The sequence below is a fragment of the Salsuginibacillus halophilus genome (genome assembly GCF_003014715.1).
In the GTDB taxonomy this organism is placed as follows: Bacteria; Bacillota; Bacilli; order Bacillales; family Marinococcaceae; genus Salsuginibacillus; species Salsuginibacillus halophilus.
Map to the genome: position 1 here is coordinate 230,616 of NZ_PYAV01000004.1, position 21,153 is coordinate 251,768.

Annotated in this window: 22 protein-coding genes; 18 read left to right on the forward strand and 4 right to left on the reverse strand. The window is 48.0% G+C overall.

All coding sequences use genetic code 11. From position 1 onward, the window contains the following. Positions 1-6: 6 nt before the first annotated feature. The 3 genes from B0H94_RS05000 to B0H94_RS05010 all read right to left on the reverse strand — a co-directional run bounded on the left by B0H94_RS05000 (position 7) and on the right by B0H94_RS05010 (position 4,193). The gene (locus B0H94_RS05000; RefSeq protein ID WP_106588158.1) at positions 7-1,431 is read right to left on the reverse strand and encodes an S-layer homology domain-containing protein; all 1,425 of its coding nucleotides are present in this window, start codon (positions 1,429-1,431) and stop codon (positions 7-9) included. Positions 1,432-1,591: 160 nt separating this feature from the next. After that, the gene (locus tag B0H94_RS05005) at positions 1,592-3,361 is read right to left on the reverse strand and encodes an S-layer homology domain-containing protein (RefSeq protein WP_106588159.1); all 1,770 of its coding nucleotides are present in this window, start codon (positions 3,359-3,361) and stop codon (positions 1,592-1,594) included. Between the two features lie 265 nt (positions 3,362-3,626). Continuing rightward, the gene (locus B0H94_RS05010) at positions 3,627-4,193 is read right to left on the reverse strand and encodes a glutathione peroxidase (protein WP_106588160.1); all 567 of its coding nucleotides are present in this window, start codon (positions 4,191-4,193) and stop codon (positions 3,627-3,629) included. Positions 4,194-4,669: 476 nt separating this feature from the next. On the opposite strand from B0H94_RS05010, the gene B0H94_RS05015 reads away from it, so the two are divergent. From B0H94_RS05015 to B0H94_RS05095, 17 genes are all read left to right on the forward strand, one after another. Next, positions 4,670-5,341 carry a GntR family transcriptional regulator gene (locus B0H94_RS05015; protein WP_106588161.1) on the forward strand — a complete coding sequence of 224 codons (672 nt, stop codon included), beginning with the start codon at positions 4,670-4,672 and terminating at the stop codon, positions 5,339-5,341. Further along, positions 5,332-6,027, forward strand: coding sequence for a DUF2848 family protein (locus B0H94_RS05020; protein WP_106588162.1), 696 nt, complete (start codon positions 5,332-5,334; stop codon positions 6,025-6,027). Before B0H94_RS05015 ends, B0H94_RS05020 begins: the two co-directional genes overlap by 10 nt. A gap of 20 nt (positions 6,028-6,047) precedes the next feature. After that, positions 6,048-6,836: a carbon-nitrogen family hydrolase gene (locus tag B0H94_RS05025; RefSeq protein WP_106588163.1), complete on the forward strand. Its 789-nt coding sequence runs from the start codon at positions 6,048-6,050 to the stop codon at positions 6,834-6,836. A 24-nt stretch (positions 6,837-6,860) separates the two neighbouring features. After that, the gene (locus tag B0H94_RS05030) at positions 6,861-7,943 is read left to right on the forward strand and encodes a TRAP transporter substrate-binding protein (RefSeq protein ID WP_245893906.1); all 1,083 of its coding nucleotides are present in this window, start codon (positions 6,861-6,863) and stop codon (positions 7,941-7,943) included. A gap of 70 nt (positions 7,944-8,013) precedes the next feature. Further along, on the forward strand, positions 8,014-8,466 hold the full coding sequence (locus tag B0H94_RS05035) for a TRAP transporter small permease (protein ID WP_106588164.1): 453 nt from the start codon (positions 8,014-8,016) through the stop codon (positions 8,464-8,466). After that, entirely contained in the window at positions 8,463-9,758 is a 1,296-nt protein-coding gene (locus tag B0H94_RS05040; protein ID WP_106588165.1) for a TRAP transporter large permease, read from the forward strand. The genes B0H94_RS05035 and B0H94_RS05040 overlap by 4 nt, the downstream gene beginning before the upstream one ends. 15 nt (positions 9,759-9,773) lie before the next feature. Then, a complete protein-coding gene (locus B0H94_RS05045) occupies positions 9,774-10,553 on the forward strand; it encodes a putative hydro-lyase (protein WP_106588166.1) in 780 nt (259 codons plus the stop codon). Between the two features lie 260 nt (positions 10,554-10,813). Continuing rightward, positions 10,814-11,188: a DUF8042 domain-containing protein gene (locus tag B0H94_RS05050; protein ID WP_106588167.1), complete on the forward strand. Its 375-nt coding sequence runs from the start codon at positions 10,814-10,816 to the stop codon at positions 11,186-11,188. Between the two features lie 29 nt (positions 11,189-11,217). Beyond that, on the forward strand, positions 11,218-11,421 hold the full coding sequence (locus B0H94_RS05055) for a YjfB family protein (RefSeq protein ID WP_106588168.1): 204 nt from the start codon (positions 11,218-11,220) through the stop codon (positions 11,419-11,421). Positions 11,422-11,527: 106 nt separating this feature from the next. Next, positions 11,528-11,707 carry a CsbD family protein gene (locus tag B0H94_RS05060; RefSeq protein ID WP_106588169.1) on the forward strand — a complete coding sequence of 60 codons (180 nt, stop codon included), beginning with the start codon at positions 11,528-11,530 and terminating at the stop codon, positions 11,705-11,707. Positions 11,708-12,213: 506 nt separating this feature from the next. Further along, the gene (locus B0H94_RS05065; protein ID WP_106588170.1) at positions 12,214-12,465 is read left to right on the forward strand and encodes a hypothetical protein; all 252 of its coding nucleotides are present in this window, start codon (positions 12,214-12,216) and stop codon (positions 12,463-12,465) included. 88 nt (positions 12,466-12,553) lie between these two features. Further along, positions 12,554-12,934, forward strand: coding sequence for a flagellar protein FlaG (locus B0H94_RS05070; RefSeq protein WP_106588171.1), 381 nt, complete (start codon positions 12,554-12,556; stop codon positions 12,932-12,934). Between the two features lie 105 nt (positions 12,935-13,039). Next, the gene (gene fliD / locus B0H94_RS05075; protein WP_106588172.1) at positions 13,040-14,824 is read left to right on the forward strand and encodes a flagellar filament capping protein FliD; all 1,785 of its coding nucleotides are present in this window, start codon (positions 13,040-13,042) and stop codon (positions 14,822-14,824) included. Positions 14,825-15,004: 180 nt separating this feature from the next. After that, complete coding sequence (gene fliD / locus B0H94_RS05080) at positions 15,005-17,257, forward strand: flagellar filament capping protein FliD (protein ID WP_181315271.1); 2,253 nt, start codon at positions 15,005-15,007, stop codon at positions 17,255-17,257. Positions 17,258-17,377: 120 nt separating this feature from the next. Then, complete coding sequence (gene fliS / locus B0H94_RS05085) at positions 17,378-17,794, forward strand: flagellar export chaperone FliS (RefSeq protein ID WP_106588174.1); 417 nt, start codon at positions 17,378-17,380, stop codon at positions 17,792-17,794. 2 nt (positions 17,795-17,796) lie between these two features. Next, positions 17,797-18,159 (forward strand): flagellar protein FliT, encoded by a 363-nt coding sequence (gene fliT, locus B0H94_RS05090; RefSeq protein WP_106588175.1) that lies wholly within the window; start codon positions 17,797-17,799, stop codon positions 18,157-18,159. 32 nt (positions 18,160-18,191) lie between these two features. After that, positions 18,192-18,422, forward strand: a complete 231-nt coding sequence (locus tag B0H94_RS05095) for a hypothetical protein (protein WP_146139921.1) — start codon at positions 18,192-18,194, stop codon at positions 18,420-18,422. Here B0H94_RS05095 and B0H94_RS05100 read toward each other — a convergent pair. After that, positions 18,417-19,367: a nuclease-related domain-containing protein gene (locus B0H94_RS05100; protein WP_106588177.1), complete on the reverse strand. Its 951-nt coding sequence runs from the start codon at positions 19,365-19,367 to the stop codon at positions 18,417-18,419. The two genes, B0H94_RS05095 and B0H94_RS05100, sit on opposite strands and share 6 nt — an antisense overlap. Positions 19,368-19,592: 225 nt before the next feature. Between B0H94_RS05100 and B0H94_RS05105 the strand changes: the two genes are divergently transcribed. Beyond that, positions 19,593-20,945: an alanine/glycine:cation symporter family protein gene (locus tag B0H94_RS05105; RefSeq protein WP_106588178.1), complete on the forward strand. Its 1,353-nt coding sequence runs from the start codon at positions 19,593-19,595 to the stop codon at positions 20,943-20,945. The last annotated feature ends 208 nt before the right edge of the window (positions 20,946-21,153 follow it).

Sequence of the window (21,153 nt, forward strand, 5' to 3'; positions counted from 1 at the left end):
TTCATCTTATTCTCTGCCGAATTTCTGCGTATAACGAGGGTTGCCATTTGCATAAGAAATGCCGACGCCGAGGGCATCAAAGTTATCTCTTAAAATATTTGCCCGGTGGCCCGGGGAGTTCATCAAGCCGCGATGGGAGTCGTGGACATATTGATAACCGCCGCTAATATTTTCGCCGCCGTAACTGTAATCAGAAATATTAGCTTCATTAAATCGATCCGCCGGGGTGCGGCCATCTAAACTGTTGTGGTTAAAGTAATTATTTTCAGCCATATCAAGACTGTGTGCATAAGCTACAGCTGCAATTTCATCAGATGAAGTGAGTGTTTCTAAGCCATGGTAGGCACGTTCAGCGTTCACGTAATCGAACATCTGTTCAGCTGATGAAGCGGCGAGCGTTTCATCTTGATCTGGAAATGGCGCGTCAAAGTCTTGGTCGAGCACAAGTGCATGAACAAGCACATCTTCATCTGGGATATGTTCATCATAGCCAAGGTCAATAGAAACATTTTCGGAAAGCTCGTCCACTGCCGTATCAGCTTCACTGCAGCTCATCCCCTTTTCGAGGCCAGCAGGGTTTTCAAATGATGTATGGAGGGTGAAAAAACCAATGACCTCGTTTTCATACACTGCAAAGCTAACGAAGTCTTCGTAGCTGTCGTGATACGTATGCCAATCAAAACCTTGCCGAGCCGGCGTTACGCGCTCAGGGGTGCCTAGTGTGGCTGTTAGTGTCGAAGTCGTTTCACCAATTGCAACGCCTTGAGCAGCAATTTGCTCATCCGTTGGTTCACGCTCGTCGTTATCTTCTTCCGGCGGAGCAGGCGCTCCATGGTCCATATAATGCAGCGTGTCAGAAAGCAATGTTGCAAATTCAGCTCGTGTAACGGCGTCATTTGGTGCGAATGTATCTGAATCATAACCGTTAATGATGCCGCTGCCGGCTAAATTTTCAATGGTGTCTTGTGCCCAGTGACCGACAGCATCTGCAAAAGAAGCAGTTTCTTGCGGATCAAAACCAACTTCGCGCTCGAGAGTCGCTGCCGATTCAGCCCGGGTGATGCTGTTCTCCGGTTTGAACAAATTGTCTTCATAACCTTCAAACAACCCAGCTTCTGTCACTGCGGAAATATAATGAATGAACGGGTGATCCGTCTCAAGATCAGCAAATTGTAACGCGGTCTCACTGTCTCCGTTTAGATCAAAGCCACGTGTAAGCATAGCCGATGCTTCTGCGCGTGAAATCTTGTCATCCGGGCCAAATGTACCGTCGCCGTAACCTTGAATGTGACCCGCTGCAGTCATCTCCTGAATCTCGGCTTCTGCCCAATGATTTTCAACATCAGTAAACGGTGCTGCTGAAGCAGATGGCGCAGCTAGTATCATAGCCAGTGTGCCTAGTACGCCTGCACTTATCCAATGTTTTTGCATTTTGCGACCTCCTTAGGTGGTTGTTATGTTAACTATAGCAAAAAACAACGTCACTGCGTTGATAGTTACAAAGTTTTAATGTGATCTCAAAGCGGGAAGGTGGCAGGGTGCTTTTCGAATAAAAATAAAGCACCGCCGGCGGCTGCCGGCGGTGCTGACCTTATTCGCTTCCGAACGTATGGGTGTAGCGGTGATTATCATCATGTAAGGCAACACCGATGCCAATTGCATCTACGTCTTCATCAAGAAAAGTATCACGGTCGAAGTTTCTATTCATGAGACCACGATGGATGGTTCGTCCAAATCCGAAACCACCCCGAACACTTGCGTCAGCGTAGTTATATTCGGAGATGTCAGCATCATTAAATCTGTCTGCTAAAGAGACGCCGTCTTGATTTTCGCGGTTGATATAATTATTGACGGCCATATCATCGCTGTGTTCCCGGGAAACATCTGCAATTTCATCTGACCATTCAAGTGGTTCTACGCCTTCATGCACGCGCTCTGCGTTAATATAGTCAAACATCTGGTTAGCGATTGCTTTTTCTAAAGTTTCATCTTGCTCAGGTGTCGGTGGACCAAAATCGCGTGCTCTAACATGCATTTCAACGAGTGCTTCATCTTCTTCTGAAAGAGTGTCATAACCAGGGGAAAATAATGCAAGGTCCTGCATCTCATCCATGGCTTCTTCTGTTTCCTCCTGCGTCGTGCCCATCTCTAAACCTTCAGGGTTATCAAAAGATTGGTGGAAGGTAAGAAACCCAACGACTTCATCATCGTAAACTGCAAAGCTCTCAAAGTCTTCGTATTCATCGTGATACGTATGCCAGTCAAACCCTTGGCGGCTTGGCGAGATCCGCTCGGGCTCGCCATGAGTTGCCGTTAACGTTCGGGCCGGGTCACCAAGTTCAATATGATGATGAGAAATGGAATAGACTGGTGGCTCAAGATCACTCAATGAATCGTCTTCATAAAAATACAAAGAGGCTGAATCTGAACCAGGTGTAAAAGTAAACATCTCTTTATCTAAAGTGTTTGGTCCAAGATAGACGCCGAGGTCATTGTAGTAAACAATTTCTTGTATGCGCGTATTATGATCCATTGTAATTGTACTCCCGTGAAAGTGGACTGGTTCTTCCACGATAACGTCGTTGAAATACAAGTTGGTGACATCATCAAATACTTCAACGTTTTGAACAGAGTCGCCGGATATCCTTACATCATTATGTTCGACGACAACTGAATCAATGAAAGGATCAACTTCAATAACTTGATTGTGTTCTTCTGTGACGACAGTTTGCAAATCTTCATATGAAATATTTTCCAGTTGGTGTTCTAAATAGTGAAGCGTACTTGAGAGCATATTAGAAAATTCAGCTCGTGAAACGGCATCATCTGGCCCATAGTAGTTATTCGAATAGCCGTTAATAATGTTATTTCCAGCTAAATTCTCAATGGAACTAACCGCCCAGTGGCTGTTTGTATCTGGAAAGGATCTCGTTTCTTCAGGATCAAAACCAGCGATTCGCTCCAGCATAACAGCCGTTTCAGCCCGTGTGATCTCCGCATTTGGTTGGAAACGATTATCCGCGTAGCCTCGTAAGATTTCATTTTCCACAGCCGCGGATATGTAGTGAATTAATGGATGTTCTGAGTCTATATCCGAAAAGGCGGAACCTGCCTCAATATCTCCCTCTAGTTCAAAAGCTCGCGATAGCATCGCAGAAGCCTCAGCACGGCTGATTTCAGCATTCGGCCGAAACGTTTGATCCGCGTAACCTTGAATGTAGCCGGCTTCACTCATTTCCATAATTTGATCTGCCGCCCAATGATCTTCGATGTCTGTAAATGTAGTAGCAGACGCGGAAGTAGTTGTGAGCGCAGCCGTAAGCGCTACTACAGCACTTCCCCCAATCCAAGCTTTCTTCATAAAAATCCCCCTTATTGAAATGTAAGAATAATTATACCATGAATTATAGATATATCTACGCACGGTCGAGGAGATTACTGCACGTGTAGGAGGGTTTACTGCACGTGTAGGAGAGATTACTGCACGCGTAGGAGAGATTACTGCACGCGTGGGAAGAAAGCTGCACGCGTGGGAGGTAATTGAACGAATGAGCAATTATTCTACGCGTCTGCCCCTAACTTCGCTAACTGAAAATCCCCCACCGGCATTTCGGCGGGGGATTTCATTACGTCGCTGCGCTGAAGTTGACGAGCTGGCGAATGTCTTTTTCGAAATCAAGGGGCTCATCGGTCGGTTCGTAACGGCGGAGCACTTTACCATCGCCGGTGATGAGAAACTTAGTGAAGTTCCACTTGATTGTGTCGCCGCTTAATAAATCCGGATAGCGGTCGGTAATGATCTTTTTCATTAATTTTGCTGTAGGGGTGTTTAAGTTGAAGCCTTGAAATGACTTTGTGTTCTGTAAGTACGTAAAGAGCGGATGGGCGTTTTCACCGTTTACATCGATCTTTTTAAACATGGGAAAGGTGACGCCGAAGTTTGCTTTACAGTGAGAAGTCATTTCGTCATCAGCTTTAGGCTCTTGTTCAGCAAATTGGTTGCACGGGAACCCGAGAATTTCAAAGTTCTCCCCACCGTAGCGGCTGTACAGTTTCTGCAAGTCTTCAAGCTGAGGTGTAAACCCACATTCGGTGGCGGTGTTTACGACTAAAAGAACCTTTCCTTTGTAATCAGCGAGGGATACCTCTTGACCGTTCGCTTTTTCGGCTGTGAAATCATAAATTTGTGTCATACACTTCCTCCTTAAACTGTTAACGTTGCGCCGTCTCTGTCGAATTATGTTGAAACGTGCAAGCAATCTAAGGATATGTTCCCATGAAATAAGTCGAGTAAACGTAAAAGCATCACGAATTTTGTGTCAATTATGTGAAAAGGTTTTATAGGGAAAGACGAAAGGATTGTAAACATGAGGAACTGAAGCTTGTAATTAGGTTGTGAGCGCGTATGCCAGGGAAAGAACCAGTTTTAGAAAGCGACAGCATGTATGGTTATAAGGTGATGCAAAACAACATTTTAATTCCCTGAATGGGCATGAACACTGGATTTTGAAAACGTTAACAGATTTAATTTTTAAAAATGTTTGACAAGGTTCGCGTGTTGCTCTACGATAAAAGTAACATCTGGTATACCAGACACCAAACACCAAATTAGAAAAAGTGAAAGAACAGTAAATAAGTGGGATACGCATGGCAAGGGAGTTCGTGTAGTATGAAAAAAGTTGGGAAATTTGTCTCATATACGGATCAAGTTTACCGGGAAGTTAAGGGTGCGGTGATCAGTCAGGACATTGTTCCCGGCGAGACGCTGCAGGAGCGGCAGATTGCAGATACCCTTGGCGTGAGCCGTACCCCGGTACGCGAGGCGCTGAAGCGGCTGGAGTTTGAAGGATGGGTGGAGACGATTCCTTGGAAAGGTGTCGTTGTCAAAGAAATTGAGCGGCAGGATATTTTAGAAGTGTTTCAATGCCGTTATGCCAACGAAGGTTATGTCGCCAAGTTGATTGCGCCAACGATTGAGGACGCTCACATTCAAGATTTAAACCGGATTGACCAACGTATGCGTGAAGCAGCAGCCGTTGTCAACCGGCAGGAATTTATTAATGAAGATCGTAACTTTCATATGTATTTAGCCCAGCTGACCAACAACGAACGCTTAATTCAGTTTCTAGATCATTTAAGTGATCAGCTGCTTCGCTTAGGGATTCGGGCAGTGGCTGAAGAGGCTCGGATGGATGAGGCGCTTGAAGAACACAAGGCCATTATTCAAGCATTGAAAGCAAAAGCACCTGAAACTGCGGCGCAGGCTGTAGAAGCACATATTCAAAACACAGAAAAAGTTGTCATGAACTTGATTGATGAGGAGGATTGGGAATGGGCGTAACAAAAGATACCTTAGAGACACTTCGTATGCAGGTGCAGGGGAATCCTGTTGATTTTACAGTAAGTGATGTGATCTGCATCGGCTATTCCGGCCGTAACCAGGAGAAAGTGAAAGAACACATTGAAGAACTTGCCGAGATTGGCATTCCTCGCCCGGACCGGGTGCCGGCATTGTTTCCAATGCGTCGCAGCTCGCTTTTACAGGGCGGACCGCTGGAAGTAAACCACTTGGATTCTTCCGGTGAAGCTGAACCTGTCTTGATTTTTGGTGAAGACGAAGAAGACGTTTATTTATCGCTCGGCAGCGATCACACCGATCGGGATCTTGAAACCGTAAGCATCGCAAAGTCGAAGCAGGTGTGTGATAAGCCGTTGTCGCGAGAAGCTTGGAAGCTTTCTGAAGTTCTCCCACACTGGGATGAGTTGAAGTTAAAAACAGAAATCCGCGTTGAAGGTGCTTGGCAGACATATCAAGCGGCGGATGCGACGGCAATTATGCACTTTGACGATGTGCGGGCGTATTTAAAAGAACAACAGCTGCCGCTGAAGCAGGCGGTATATTACATTGGTACCGTGCCCCTGCTCGATGGATTTAAGTACGGCGATGCGTACCGGATGCAGCTGCATGACCCGGTGCTTGATCGGACCCTTGTTTTAACTTACGAAGTCAAGCCGCTTGAGAACTAAACTTAAGGAGGTGGATCAGTTTGAATATCACCATTTTTCAGATGGATGTCATTCCGGGAGATCCAGAGGCGAATCGTCAGCAAGTTCGGCGTTGGTTTGAAGAATCATTGAACGCGGCAGAAACCGATATTGTTGTGCTGCCGGAAATGTGGACAACGGCGTATACGCTGCCGGAACTAGCAGATATTGCAGAGCCGGCAGAAGGTAATGCTTCTACGCAACTGCTTCAGGAGCTTGCGGTGGCGCATGACGTGCACATTATTGGCGGGTCGATTGCGGTGAAAGATGAGGAAAAGATTTTCAACCGTGCGCTTGTTGTCAATCGGCAGGGAGAGCTCATTTACACGTACGACAAAGTTCATCTCGTACCGATGCTCGATGAACCGGCGTATATGAACGGCGGCGAGGCACCGGCGGCGACGTTTGAACTAGATGGTGTGAAAATGGGCGTCATTATTTGCTTTGACCTTCGTTTTCCGGAAATGATCCGCAATCTTGCGCTTCAAGGAACAGAAGTTTTGTTTATCCCGGCGGAATGGCCGGATGCGCGCGCTGATCACTGGGAAGTCTTGCAGCAGGCGCGGGCTTTAGAGAATCAAATGTATGTTGTGTCATCGAACAGAATCGGTGCCTATAACGGCGTCACTTTCGCCGGCCGTTCCATGGCGGTTTCACCATGGGGAGAGATAAAAACAAAAGGTTCGCAGGGAAAAGAGGAGGTACTCACGGCCTCATTGGATTTTGAACACGTGAAACAGGTACGGCAAGACGTACCAATATTCACAAGCCGGGTACCGGCATTTTATTAAAGAGAGATTAAGGGGGAGTTTGTGATGAACAAACACAAACGTTTTGTAACAATTGCAGGAGCTACAGGACTTGCGGTCATGTTGAGTGCATGCGGCGGCTTTGATGATGAAGAGGCAGACAACGGTGGAGACGGTGGTGACCCGGCTGAAGAAGGTGATGAAGACGTTGATGAGCCTGAAGATGCCGGTGATGCTGAAGTAACACTGCGTCTTGCGCACTCTGCATCTGAAGATCACCAGTACAATATTGCAGCTGAACATTTTCAGGAAGAAGTTGCTGAACAAACCGACGGCGATGTTGCGATTGAAATTCATGGCAATGCAACACTCGGCGGTGAAGGTGAAGCGATCGAGCAGGTGCTTGACGGTTCCCTTGCGATGACGACGGTCGCAGCTGATAGTAACCTTGCCAACACAGTTTCAGAGATGAACTTGTTTGGTATCCCATATATCTTTGAAGATGAAGACCACGTGTATGACATGCTAGACGGTGACCTTGGCGATGACATGCTTGGCATGGTTGGTGACAACGGCATGGTCGGCATGGGCTACTGGGAAGTTGGTATGCGTCACATTACAAACAGTCAGCAGGAGATTGAAAGCCCGGAAGATATGGACGGCTTGAGCATCCGCGTGCAGCCTTCTCCAGTTTGGGAAGCGCACATGAACGCTTTAGGCGCAAGCCCGACACCGGTTGACTTTGATGAATTGTACTCTTCCTTGGATCAGGGCGTTGTCGATGGTCAGGAAAACCCGCTTCCAACGATTGATTCAATGAACTTTTATGAAGTTCAGGAATACGTTTCTTTAACGGGTCACACGTACACACCGGCCGTTGTTTTAATGAGCGAAGACGCGCAGGATGAACTTGGTGAGCACTTTGAAGATGTACAAGCTGCCGTTGAAGCAACGACAGAATTCCACCGTGATGAGTTAAGCCAGATGGAAGATGACGTGATTGAGCGGATTGAAGACGCAGGCGTTACAATTACTGAAGAGGTTGATCACGAAGCATTCTTAGAAGCGACTGAAGACGTTCGCGAAGAAGTCTCTGACGACGTTCCGAGTGAGCTTGTCGACCGTGTGCTTGAACATGCGGATGATTAATTAAAAAAAAGCGCCGGCGGCCGGGCCGTCGGCGCTTTCTATCCTGAGCCGGTAAAGGAGGGAGGCCCCTGTGGTTAAAGTTGATCAATGGATTGAGCGTTTTTCGGCGCTGTTAATGTTTGTCTCGCTCATTGTCACGGTCGGGGTCACCTTGCTGCAGGTCATTTACCGCTACGTCTTAAACACTTCGCTCGTTTGGGGGCAGGAAGCGGTGTTAATTACATTCGTTTACACCGTTTTGTTTGGTGCGGTGATCTGTGTAAAGCATTATGACCATCTGCAGGTTGACTTACTCGAAAACGCGCCGGGCTGGGTGCAGCGTTTCAGTCGGTTGCTTGAAAATATTGTAACAACAGCATTTATCGTTGTGCTCTTATTTTACGGAGGCATCCTTTTTCTCGACAATTTAGCAAGCGGTACCACAGTTGCTACGCTGCCGGTTGAGCAGGCGTACGTATATTTAGCGATTCCGCTTAGCGCAGTCTTAATGCTTTACTTTCAGGTGAGGAGGTGGGTGACATGATTTGGTTAATCCCGCTTTTATTCGTGTTAATTTTACTGCGGGTGCCCATCGCCTTTGCCCTTGGTTTCGTATCGCTGCTTGGGATTTTACTCACCGATCCCGGCCTGCTTGTAAATATTCCGCGTCAGTTGTTCAGCGGGATTGAAAGCTTTACGTTAATTGCGGTGCCGCTCTTTATATTAGCCGGTGAAATTATGACCAAAGGCGGTATGTCGAAGCGCCTCATTCAATTTGCGCAGATGACCGTCGGTTTTCTGCCTGGCGGAATGGCTTTAGTCATTATCGTGGCGAGTATGTTTTTCTCCGCTTTAACCGGTACAGCGATTGCTGCAGCGGCGGCGATCGGCGGCATGATGATTCCTGCGATGAAAGAGCAGGGATACGATCCGCGCTTTTCGGCCAGCTTAGTCGCCACGTCATCGACGATCGGACCGATTATTCCGCCGAGTATTGTGTTAATCCTTTACGGAGTCATTGCCGGCGTATCGATCAGCGATTTATTCGTCGCTGGTGTGCTGCCAGGTGTATTGATGGGGCTCGGCCTTCTCATTTATTGTGTGTATCTTGGGATTAAAAATAAAGAAGGCCGGATGCGCAACTCGCTCCCTTCAATCCGCGAACTCATTGTCGGCTTTAAAGATGCGATTTTAGCATTAATGATGCCGGTGATCATTCTCGGCGGGATCATCAGCGGTGCATTTACCGCGACAGAGTCCGGCGTGATCGCTGTTGCTTACGCTTTAATTATTGCGTTGTTTGTGTACCGCGATCTGCACTGGAAACAGCTTTACAGCGTGTTTATGGATGCCGGACGGACGACAGCGACCATCGTGTTTCTAATCGGTAACGCATCGATTTTCATTTGGCTGCTATCTTATCACAATCTGCCGCAGCAGCTTGTTGATATTTTAGGACCGGTCGCAGATAATCCGTATTTGCTGCTGTTAGTCATTAACATCGTGCTGCTCATTGCCGGTACATTTATTGATACAATCAGTGCCGTGTCCATCTTCACGCCGCTCTTTCTCCCGCTTGCCGAACAAGCCAACGTTGATCCGATTCACTTCGGCATCATCTTAGCCGTCAACTTAACGATCGGGATGGTCACACCGCCGCTTGGCGTCGCACTCTTTGTCACCGGCCGGATCGCTGATATTAAAGTGCCGGCCATGTTCAAATATTTACTGCCGCAGCTTGCAATTCTGCTGCTCGTCCTCGTCTTCGTAACGTACCTGCCGGATGTGATGACGTACCTTCCGGAAAACTACGAAGCATGGTTTGATAACGGCTGAACCTAAAGGAGGCTGATGCATATGCATGACCCGAGTACCTTTCGGATGCTCGTACGAAATGGCGGCTGGCAAGGCTCAAGCGCCGGCGTCTGTGATGGTTACATTCAAACGAACCTCGTCGTTGTGCCAAATGAAAACGCAGACGCCTTCCGCCGCTTTACAGAGTTCAACCCAAAGTCATGCCCGGTGCTCGATGAACTGCCGCCGGGGGCTTATCATTCTCTCCTTGCACCAGATGCCGATGTGAGAACGGATGTGCCGCGTTACCGCGTGTATGCGCCGGATGGAAGCTACACGCTCTATCAAGACGTCACTTCGATTTGGGATGACACGATGACCGGCTTTTTAATCGGCTGCAGCTTCACGTTTGAAGCGGCGCTTGAAGCTGCCGGCCTGCCGCTTCGGCATGTGGAGGAAAAACGCAACGTGCCGATGTATGTCACAAATGTTGCGACAGAAGCAGTTGCGCCTTTTTCCGGACCGCTTGTTGTGTCGATGCGGCCGATGATGGCGAATAGGGTCGCAAAGGCAGAGCAGATTACCGCCCGCTACCCATCCGTGCACGGGGCACCTGTCCACGCCGGCGACCCGGCTGCGCTCGGTATAAACGATCTTGCCGCGCCGGACTACGGCGACGCAGTTAGCTTAAATCCAGGTGAAGTCCCGGTATTTTGGGCATGCGGGGTTACGCCGCAGCAGGCACTCTTAAACGCTGGCCTGAGAACAGCCATTACCCACGACCCCGGCTGCATGCTCGTGACCGACACACCGCACGAAGCTTACGAACATCAATAAACTGTATATGTAAACCGCCGGCCTGCTCACTGTATGCCGGCGGTTTTTAGGTTTCAATGTTGGGAGAGTGGTTAGTGCGCGAAGAGTGTGACAGAGTGCGCGATAATTGTGACGAAGTGCGCGGTAACTGTGACAGAGTGCGCGATCAGTGAATCGACAGATCAATCAACCAGTGCGTCTCTCTTTAAATTTTTCAACACGTGTCGATATAATTAAGGAATGAATTATCAATGAGGTATACAGATGTTAGGAGGCCTCGCATGGAGGAAGAACTGCGCGACGTGCTGCAAAAGTCGCTTGATTTGTCGGATACAATTAAAGAAGGTGCCGAGCACGCCAAAAAGCTGCTCGACAGTGAGACGCCAGAGCATAGTGTGCCGCTGCTTGAGGATGTAAGCCGTGCCCTGCAGGCGGTGCAGAGCGCGCTTGGCCAAATCGACCCGCAGGTGTTTGATGCTGCGCAAATCGTAGAAGAAGGTGAGCGCGTTGATGCAGCGTTATCGCATGTTGCTGATGCACTTCAGGCTGAAACGTACGGTTCGGCGAAGGAAGTGATGCAGTTTACGCTGCTTCCGCGTCTGAACGCCTGGCGCGACATGATATATGACGCGTTAACAACAGAAGTATCACCGTAGCGTATACCTTGTAGAAAGGGGGTGGTCTTTTGGATATTGCAGCCCATGCAACACTTGCGAGCCAAATGCAGGTGAAGCAGCAGAGCAGTCTGCAGCTGATGGACAAAGCGATGGATCAAGGGGAGCGTCAAATTGATCTGCTTGATGAAATGCAAAAAGGTGACGCGGCTGCAAAGCAGGTACAGCAGGCAGCTGAACCTGGCAAAGGCGGAAACATTGATGTAACTGTTTAACGCCGCCGCGGACAGGGAGATGCTTCAATGTCTCCCTGTTTTTTATGTTTGAATTCACTTTTTACTGTGGAATAGACCCCCAAAATTCCAAAGTGAGGTGAGCACCATGGGCGGTAATCATGAATGGAGCGATAAGATCAAAAGTAAGGTGAACAAAGCAAAGGGTGAAACGAAAGAACAAATCGGCAACGCCTTTGACAATAAAGAAATGGAGCGGGAAGGGAAAAAGAAGAAGTTGAAAAGTGACTGGCAGGGTACAAAAAGCCAAGTGAAAGATGATTTGTAGTGTGCCGGATGTCAAGGGCTGCCCTTAAAACCGAATCATAAACGTAACCAACACTATCGACGGACGCTTTCCCGAGGGCTTGACTTCAGCTAACTTGTTCGATTTGATTCTCAATCGAACAAGTGGATCTTCAGCCTGCGCTTGATCCTCTGGGAGTCGCCGTCTTTCGTTTCGGTTACTTCCTAATGCATATGGTTCGCTGGATCGTTCATGAAGCATCATCATGAAACGTGTTCATGTAGATATAGCTTGATCAAAAGGATCTCTACAATTTATGATCATCAAATGACGCAAAGCTGACGAGTGAAAGCGGCGTTGCTGCCAAGTAGCCTCCGCTTTGTTTAAAATTTATCTACACGCTGTAACACCCTTTACTCAAGGGTGTTTTTTATGTCTATAGACCTAATGGTGGATATAAACTTTTCTGAATGTACTTCTTTTGAACGGTTAGTGTGATAAAATAAGAAAAAATGATGCGTTAGCAAACTAGGTCGGAGGGCCGTATTATGAATGATATTAATCAAAAACAAACAACTTGCAAATCTTGTGGCATGAAACCGTCAACCGGTGAGTTGAACTACTGTGAAGACTGTATGACAAAAGATCAGCATGACTATCAAAAAATCAGAGCTTATTTGCGTCTTAACCCGAATGCGAATGCAATGCAGATTGCGAATGAGACCGGGATCTCTGTGAGCCGCATCACTTATTTTATTAAAAATGGTTCTTTCAATGCTCGTTCTTCCTGGGATAAATAAAAATATTCAAACTTAAACTAAAAGATTATTGAAAGTTGCCGATATCAATAATAGGAGTGATCCACCGTCCATAGGGAAGGGAGTGTGAATGGAGATGAACGTCAGTGAATCCATCAGTCTTCCGAGCAACCAGACGACGGCATCAAAGACAAAGCAGCAGTCGGCCGAAGAACCGCCGAAACAGCAGGATACAATGGCTGCCCAAATTCGCGAAACTGTTCGCGAAGGTAAGGAGCAGGCTGTTGATCGTGAAGAGCTGCAAGATAAAGTCGATGGGATGAATGGCTTCTTAGAAGCGAATTTCACGGACTTAAAATTCGAGATGCATGATGACCTTGAGCGTACGTACGTTCAAGTCGTAGAACGCAGCTCCGAAGAAGTGGTCCGTGAAGTTCCGCCGGAGAAGTTTCTCGACATGCAGGCAGCCATGCTTGAAAATGTCGGGTTGCTCGTTGATAAGTCAGTTTAAGCTCCTGAAACAAAAAAAGACGAGCCGCAAGCTTGTCTTTTTTTGTTTACTTGAAGGCGGCAGGATCAATAAACGGTACAATTACGCTCGAGGAGGGCATACTTTATGGATACACAAATGCGGATGAGCGGATTTGCAAGTGGTATGGACATCGACGGTCAAGTGCGGGAGATTATGGAAGCCGAACGTATGCCGCTGCAGGATATGGAATCGGATTTAATTGAAAAAGAGATGAAAGTCGATCAATACCGGGAAATGAACACGAAGTTCAGCGAGTTTGACGATCAACTTTTTGAAGGCGTCACCCGGCGCAGCAATATGACCCCAAAAGATGTACAGAGTACAAATGAAGATCTTGTTTCCGCAAGTGCATCAGCAGACGTTGATGACCGTACAATGCGGATTGAAGAAGTTCGAAGCCTCGCATCTTCAGAAACTGTAACAGCAGCGCCTGACTTTATTCAGAATGCTGATGAAGACTTTGATCCGACAGCAGCCTTGGGAGATTATATTGACTTCGGAGCGATGGAAGACGGGGGCACAAACGAAGAAACGTTAAACCCTGATGAAGATGGAGAGAAGTCGCTGGCGTACGGGGATATTGAGAATGTGAGTATTGTTGGTTCAGATGGTTATAATTTAATTACCGACGGCGATGCAGAACCTGGTGCAGATGATATCGTTGTAGATACAGAAACAGGAGCAGTAGCCTTTGGCGACAATGTTAATGAAGATGTTACGTTTGATTATGAATATAATGCAGCAGCCTTTAATGTTACAACGTTTAATGATGATGGCGAAGCCCAAGTGGAAACATTTGAGGCGGACGCTGCCGACAGTTTAAATGATGTGATCGAAGATATTAATAACTCCGAGGCCGGGGTGACAATGTTTTATGATAACTTTACTGGTGAGATGTCAGTAACACGTGATGAGACTGGCGCGCGCAACGAGGACGGGCAGGAAATGATATTTGATGGTGCATTAATGGAAGAATTCAACTTAACAGATATCGCTGATGAAAACCGTCAGGAAGCGACAAATGCAGAATTCACAGTAGATGGCATTGATACGGAACGCCGTGACAATCAATTTGAAGAAAACGGTGTAGAAGTGTCACTAAACAACACGTTCAGCTATGAAGACGAAGGGCCGGTCAGCCTCGGTGTAAATACGGATACCGATGCCATGGTTGAAGAAGTGATGTCGTTTGTGGATGGTTACAATGACTTAGTCAGCACAGTGAATGATAGACTGAATGAAGATTACAACCGGGATTATGCACCGCTCACAGATGACCAGCGCGGGGAAATGACAGAACACGAAATTGAACTATGGGATGAGCAGGCGAACAGTGGTCTGCTTCGCAATGATGATATTTTATCTAGCGGCGTTAACCGGATGCGTGAATCGTTGTATAGTGAAATTGATACCGGTGAAAACACGGACATTTCCTATTTATTTGAGATTGGTATCACAACAAGTTCGGATTATATGGAGCGTAATGGTGAGCTTGAAGTTGACGAAGACCAGCTGCGCAGTGCTGTAGAAGACGATCCTGAAGCTGTATATCAGTTGTTTAACAGTGACGGCGGAGACAACGGTGGTGAAGGTGTTGCAAACCAGCTCCGTGATCACATTTCAGCGACTGAAGATCAGATTGCTGAACGTGCCGGCAATGAATTTACAGTGACGAATGAAAACTTCCGCCTCGGTCAGGATATGGAGCGTCAAAGTGAGCAGATCGCTAATTTTGAAGAGCGGATGCAGCGTACAGAAGAACGCTACTGGGACCAGTTCAGCGCAATGGAGCAGGCTATGGCTGAAGCCCAGCAGATGCAGCAGCAGATGATGTCGCAGATGGGCGGCATGATGGGTGGACAAATGTAGCGCAAATGAAATGATGAAATAAGCAAAAAAGCCGGGCGGCAGACGTCCGGCTTTTTTGTTTGCAAAGCGAAGTAACCTGTGTAGTTGAAGCAAAAAAATCATTCAAAAATATAAAAAAACTATTCATTAAGACGATATATATAATAGATAAGTTATCAAATGAATGAGGAAGTGAATGCGATGGATATGCGCATGACAGGCTTTGCCAGCGGGATGGACATTGATTCGCAAGTTCGTCAAATTATGCAGTACGAGCGTGAACCGGTGACCCGTCTCGAACAGGACATTTTGTGGGAAGAGCAGAAGGTGGATGCGTACCGGGAAGTGAACACAAAGTTTGATGACCTTCGCGACGAGTTGTTTGATACGGTCATGATGCGTTCCGAGATGAATGCCGGCGCTGTTTCTTCAACAAACGATGAGCTGATCTCTGCAGAAGCACAGCGGGGAACGCCGGATTTAAGTGCGTCGATTACTGAAGTAAGTCAGCTTGCGGGAGCGGCTGTAGCTGTAAGTGACGCGTCACTTTTAGAAAGCGGCGCGCGGCTTGAGCGTGACGAAGCGCTCGGTACGCATGGCTGGCGGGAGAGTCGAGCAGAGGCTTGGGATACAGGATATATCGTGCGCGACACCGCCTCAGCTGACAACGGGTCTGTTATTTTCGAAGGAGAAGTGTGGGATGAAGATTCGATAGATGCACTTACGGTGACGCAAGACGGGAAGCAGTTTAACGTGGTGACAGAAGGTGTGCCGGAAGAAGGTGAAGTGCTTACAGAAGTGGATGGAGATGCGCTTACATTAACCTTTGCCGACGACGTAAGCGGTGATGTATCGATTGAAGCAGCAGCTGAATATAAAGAAGAAATTTTTGCGCCGGTAGATGAACCCCGCACCGCACTCGAGCTTGACCGGGGTATGATTGATGCTGGTGCGACGGAAGTATTTGTCGACGGTGGTGAAGCGCTCACCGTCGTAACAGATCCAGATGCAGTCTTGTCTGCAGACGAAGTGTTTATTGATGCCGAAACCGGGGAGCTTGAACTCGGTGCAGAAACGACAGAAGAAGTGATAGTACAGTTCCGCGAAAGCTACGCCGCCGGAAGCATCACAACGTACAACGAAGACGGTGAAGCCCAAACGTTACAAATGGCGGTTACAGCTGATGATACCCTTGATGATGTTTTAGAACGTTTGAATGACAGTAACCTTGGCATTAGTGCTTTTTCCGATGCCTTTGCCGGTCAGCTTTCCGTTTCCCGTGAAGACACCGGCAGCTTTAACGGTGCAGGCGAAGACATTCAGTTCGAAGGGGCGCTCTTTAACGATTTGTTCGGCCTTAGCCATACCACCTTGCAAACGGATGAAAATGGAGGGCTCCTCCTGATGAACGGAGATGATGAGCTTTCCTGGGATTTTGAAGGAGGCACTTCATCAGCAGGTCATCAATTTGAAGCGGCACCGCCCGGGGAAACAAGCTATGCCGGCACGCTGCGTGATGATGAAGGTGAGTTGATTGCAGGCGAAACGATCGTCGTTGATGGTGAGCAAGTAGGGCGTACCGATAGCGACGGCCGCCTCATCTTTGAAGGATTGCAAGGCGGGGCCAATGCTCGCTTTACGATCAACGGCATTGAAACAGAGCGTCAAAGCAATACGTTTGAACTGCAGGAGGCAGAACTTACTTTAAATGACACGTTTACAGGTGAGACGGTGCGGCTCGAAGGCGAAGTGGATACGGATCACGTTGCCGAAACTGTCGAAAACTTCGTTGAGATGTATAATGAGCTTCTTGATGATGTGAACGAGCGCCTGCAGGAAGATAGAAACCGTGACTTTATGCCGCTTACAGATGATCAACGGGCTGAAATGACCGACCACGAAGTTGAGTTGTGGGAAGAAAAATCCAGCGTCGGCATGCTGCGCAACGATCGGATGATTCAAAGCACAATGACGCAGATGCGGGTGGCGATCTACACACCGGTGGAGATGGATCATGATAGTGATTTCCGTATGCTCTCAGATATCGGGATTACTCCGAGCCGGGATTATACGGAACGGGGAAAGTTAGAATTTGACGAAGCTGCTTTCCGCGAAGCTGCAGAAAAAGACCCAGAGGCGGTGTATCAACTATTTGCAGCGAATGGCGATACCGAGGCGGAAAAAGGAGTGGGGCGCCGGCTGCGGGAGTCGCTTGACGGCGCGATCGAAAATATATCCCAGCGTGCCGGCGGGATGCGCGGTCGCAATATGAACCACCAGTTTACGATCGGGCGCGGCATTGAGCAGATGGAAGACCGGCAGGAGCAGATGGAAACGCGGCTGCAGCGCACTGAGGACCGGTACTGGAGCACGTTTACCGCGATGGAAAGCGCAATGATGCAGGCACAGCAGCAGATGAATGCGTTTCACAGTCAGATGGGTATGTGGATGTAGTAGATTCTTCACGATAATTTTGTTTACAACTTAAGAATTCATTCAGCTTGTCGATATAAATAGTAGCAGTAAATGACGCTTATACAAAAAGATTGACTTCTTACAGGATGGTGAATGTTTATGGCGCTAACGAATATGAATCTCGGCGCAAACCAGCAGAACGTATACAAGCAGAATTCAGCTCAAACCGCGAGTCCCGGCGAGCTTACATTAATGTTGTACAACGGTTGTTTAAAGTTTATCAGTCAGGCCAAAACAGCAATGGATGAAAATCGGATACAAGACAGAAATACAGCCTTGAAAAAAGCGCAGGCGATCGTTTCAGAACTGATGGTAACGTTAAAAGTTGAAGATGAAACGAGCGAAAATATGATGCGCCTGTATGATTACATCAATAACCGCCTCGTCCGCGCCAACATCAAAAATGATAAAGACATTCTTGAAGAAGCAGAACAGATGGTGATCCAGTTCCGTAATACGTGGAAACAAGTGATCCAGGCCGAACGTCAACGGAAATATGGTGGAGGCGCGAGCTGATCGTGACGCAGGTAAAAGATGTTTACATGGCCACGAAAAAGTTGTGGAACCATGTACGCACCCCCTTGCCGGAAGATTTGGATGCGCGCGATAAATATATTGTCCGCATGAACACTCTGCTCGAGCGCCGCCGGCGGCTGCTTGACGAAGTTGGCGAAGTGTCTGAAGCGACAGCGCGCGAGCAGCGCTACATTCGCGAAATGTTTCGTATGAATCAAGAGATTGAGCAGCAGATGAACGAAAAACGTTTTGCGCTCCGCTCGGACTATAACTGGACGAAGCACCGCCGCACCACCGGACGTAAGTACAAAAATCCATATGATGCCGGCACGCCTGACGGCATCTTCTTCGACAAAAAGAACTAGCTGAAGCTCCGGCCCCGCGCCGGAGCTTTTTTATGCGCGGCAGGGAGAGGTTTATGCGCGGCGGTGAGCGATTGGTGCGCGGTGAGGAGCGATTGGTGCGCGGAGGTGAGCGAATTATGCGCGGCGGGGATCGATTTATGCGCGGCCGGGATCGATTCGTGCGCGGCAGGGAGCGGTTTATGCGCGGCAGGGATCGATTGATGCGCGGCGGGGATCGATTGGTGGAACGACCCCGGCTACGGCCGGGGTCGACTGTATCATGAAAATAAGCGGTAATAAGGTCGTTTAGACGGTGTTTGCACGTGTGTCGCTGTGTGCAGCAGAATTCGCCGGCAAGCGTGACGCGATGGTACTTGGAGAAAGTGTCGAGCATCTTTATTTGTGATATGAGAGCCGAGCAGCAGTTGATAGTCACGAAGCGCTGTGACATGGGCATCTGCTTGAGAGGTGTGACAGTGCAGACAACGCCACACGCCTTGCGTTCGCGACATACTTAAGTTACAGCATGACGCACATTGAACACCCGGCAACAAGTCCTCGCACTTTACTTGATACTTTTGTAAAACATCAATTTGTAAAGGCTTATGATCAGTTAAAATTTGATTAGTGTAATGGTGAGGATGCAGAAGAGGTTGCGTTTCAGATGATGTGAAGTGGTGGCGGATCATTTGAGGTAAACGTTCTTTCAAGAAGATTTTTGGCAAATTTGTGGTTGGAGGTAAACGAAGTTGAGCCTCGCGGTGCGTAAAAATCACGAAAGTTTCGATCTCGGGAAGTAAAAGCGAATGGCGGTTGAAATAATCAAGCAGGCCTTCGCGCTGCTCTTCGACTTGAAGCAGTGGATTCGGAAGCAGCTCAGTTTTATCAAAATATGTGCGATAGAGCGGTCCGTACCAATCATTGAGTTGGATATCTCCCCGCCAATGTTTCACTTCACCGATCGCCATGCCTTGCTCAGAGATAAGTAATAGATCAATCTGCACATAATGGTGAGCTGCAACAGGCAGACGCAAGCCTTGAAAAATATGCAGCTGGTTAGAAAAACGTTCCAGCGGATAAGTTAACAACCGCTCTCCTGCATACCCTGCAGCTGCCGCTTTCAAGTCAGCATGAATCCGTTCATAACTCGGGTGCGTCTCCGGCGTCCGCCGACAGAGTGCCTGCAGCTTCCGCAAATGCTGCGGTTCTTGTAAATGCTTTTGAAACATGGGACCCTCCTTCAGCCGTTTTATTTGTACTTTGTAAAGGTTCGCTGAAAAATGACAAAGTCCTGCACGGAAAAAATTTTTATTTTAAAGTGCGGGTGGTCGTGAAAAAAATGCTCACATGAATATTTTTCTAAAGTAATAGACAAGCACGGACAAATTTGTTAGAATTTTCTCATTCTAAGTTTCATAAAATATTCACATGACAAGCCAAAGGGGTGAAGTAAGTTGGAGGAAACAATCCAAGGTATTATTGATACGGTGAGCGGGGTTGTATGGGGGCTTCCGCTCATTATTTTGCTCGTAGGTACAGGTCTTTATTTAACATTTAGGTTGATGTTTTTCTCCTTTAAACAGCTGCCGTATGCGTTAAAGCTTGTATTTTCAAAACGTGACCAAACCGAAGAGGGCGACATTAGTCATTTTCAGGCATTAATGACCGCGCTTGCGGCGACAGTGGGTACCGGTAATATCGCCGGCGTTGCTTCAGCAGTAGCTGTAGGTGGGCCGGGTGCCGTATTTTGGATGTGGATTACGGCCTTTGTCGGGATGGCCACGAAGTACAGCGAAGCGATTCTCGGGGTGAAATACCGGACAGAGAATGCCAAAGGCGAAATGTCCGGTGGGCCGATGTACTACATTGAAAAAGGACTCGGCTGGAAATGGCTTGCTGTCTTATTTGCACTCTTTGCCTCCGTTGCAGCCTTTGGTATTGGTAACATGGTACAGTCAAATGAAGCGGCAGGTGTTGCCTATGAAAACTTTGGCATCACCCCGGGATGGACGGGAGCTGTTCTTGCACTCCTCGTTGGTTTAGTGATTCTCGGCGGGATTCGCAGCATCGGTAAAGTTGTCGGTGCAATTGTGCCCGCAATGGTTGTGCTTTATATTGTTGCAGGTCTTGCGATTGTCTTTATTAATTTTCCACTTGTACCTGAAGCTTTTGCTTATATCTTTACAGACGCCTTTACCGGGCAGGCAATGGCTGGTGGTGCGGTTGGTGCTGTAATTCAGCAGGGCGTTGCCCGCGGAATTTTCTCCAACGAAGCTGGTCTTGGTACCGGCGGGATTGCAGCCGCTGCTGCAAAAACCGACGTGCCGGCTCGTCAGGCACTCGTCTCCATGACCCAAGTATTTATTGATACCATTATTGTGTGTACAGTGACAGGTTTGGCACTCGTTATGGGGCACATGTACACCCAGGAACACGATAGTGCCGCCCAGCTTACATCCAGAGCATTTGAAAACTATTTGCCGGGTGTTGGCGGAACGATCGTTGCGGTCGCTCTCTTATTCTTTGTATTCTCAACAATTCTCGGCTGGTCTTACTTCGGCGAGAAATGTTTCACATACCTTGTCGGAGATAACAAAGTAATGTCTTTCGCGTACCGCCTTGCTTTCGTTGTCATGCTTTATGTTGGTGCGGTCGTAAGCTTGGATATTGTTTGGGGCTTTGCCGACGTGATGAACGGTCTCATGGCCTTCCCGAACTTAGTGGCGCTCCTCCTCCTTTCAGGCGTGGTCGCCAACGAAACAAAGAAATTCCAACAACTGCGAAAAGAAGAACGAGGATTGAAATAATAGAAAAGCCCAGCCGAGCAACCCGGCTGGGCTTTTTGATGCGCGGCGAGGAGCGATTCGTGCGCGGCAGGGGGCGAATTATGCGCGGCGAGGAGCGATTTGAGCGCGGCGTGGGGAGATTTATGCGCGGCGTGTAGCGAATTATGCGCGGCGAGTAGCGATTTATGCGCGGCAGGGGGGGATTGCGCGTGATGTAAGCACAACGTCA

Bases quoted from the DNA above. Each gene is read 5' to 3' on its own strand.
- B0H94_RS05000 (WP_106588158.1), bottom strand. From the start codon at position 1,431: ATGCAAAAACATTGGATAAGTGCAGGCGTACTAGGCACACTGGCTATG.
- B0H94_RS05005 (WP_106588159.1), bottom strand. From the start codon at position 3,361: ATGAAGAAAGCTTGGATTGGGGGAAGTGCTGTAGTAGCGCTTACGGCT.
- B0H94_RS05010 (WP_106588160.1), bottom strand. From the start codon at position 4,193: ATGACACAAATTTATGATTTCACAGCCGAAAAAGCGAACGGTCAAGAG.
- B0H94_RS05015 (WP_106588161.1), top strand. From the start codon at position 4,670: ATGAAAAAAGTTGGGAAATTTGTCTCATATACGGATCAAGTTTACCGG.
- B0H94_RS05020 (WP_106588162.1), top strand. From the start codon at position 5,332: ATGGGCGTAACAAAAGATACCTTAGAGACACTTCGTATGCAGGTGCAG.
- B0H94_RS05030 (WP_245893906.1), top strand. From the start codon at position 6,861: ATGAACAAACACAAACGTTTTGTAACAATTGCAGGAGCTACAGGACTT.
- B0H94_RS05040 (WP_106588165.1), top strand. From the start codon at position 8,463: ATGATTTGGTTAATCCCGCTTTTATTCGTGTTAATTTTACTGCGGGTG.
- B0H94_RS05045 (WP_106588166.1), top strand. From the start codon at position 9,774: ATGCATATGCATGACCCGAGTACCTTTCGGATGCTCGTACGAAATGGC.
- B0H94_RS05050 (WP_106588167.1), top strand. From the start codon at position 10,814: ATGGAGGAAGAACTGCGCGACGTGCTGCAAAAGTCGCTTGATTTGTCG.
- B0H94_RS05060 (WP_106588169.1), top strand. From the start codon at position 11,528: ATGGGCGGTAATCATGAATGGAGCGATAAGATCAAAAGTAAGGTGAAC.
- B0H94_RS05065 (WP_106588170.1), top strand. From the start codon at position 12,214: ATGAATGATATTAATCAAAAACAAACAACTTGCAAATCTTGTGGCATG.
- B0H94_RS05070 (WP_106588171.1), top strand. From the start codon at position 12,554: ATGGAGATGAACGTCAGTGAATCCATCAGTCTTCCGAGCAACCAGACG.
- fliD (WP_106588172.1), top strand. From the start codon at position 13,040: ATGGATACACAAATGCGGATGAGCGGATTTGCAAGTGGTATGGACATC.
- fliD (WP_181315271.1), top strand. From the start codon at position 15,005: ATGGATATGCGCATGACAGGCTTTGCCAGCGGGATGGACATTGATTCG.
- fliS (WP_106588174.1), top strand. From the start codon at position 17,378: ATGGCGCTAACGAATATGAATCTCGGCGCAAACCAGCAGAACGTATAC.
- B0H94_RS05095 (WP_146139921.1), top strand. From the start codon at position 18,192: ATGCGCGGCAGGGAGAGGTTTATGCGCGGCGGTGAGCGATTGGTGCGC.
- B0H94_RS05100 (WP_106588177.1), bottom strand. From the start codon at position 19,367: ATGTTTCAAAAGCATTTACAAGAACCGCAGCATTTGCGGAAGCTGCAG.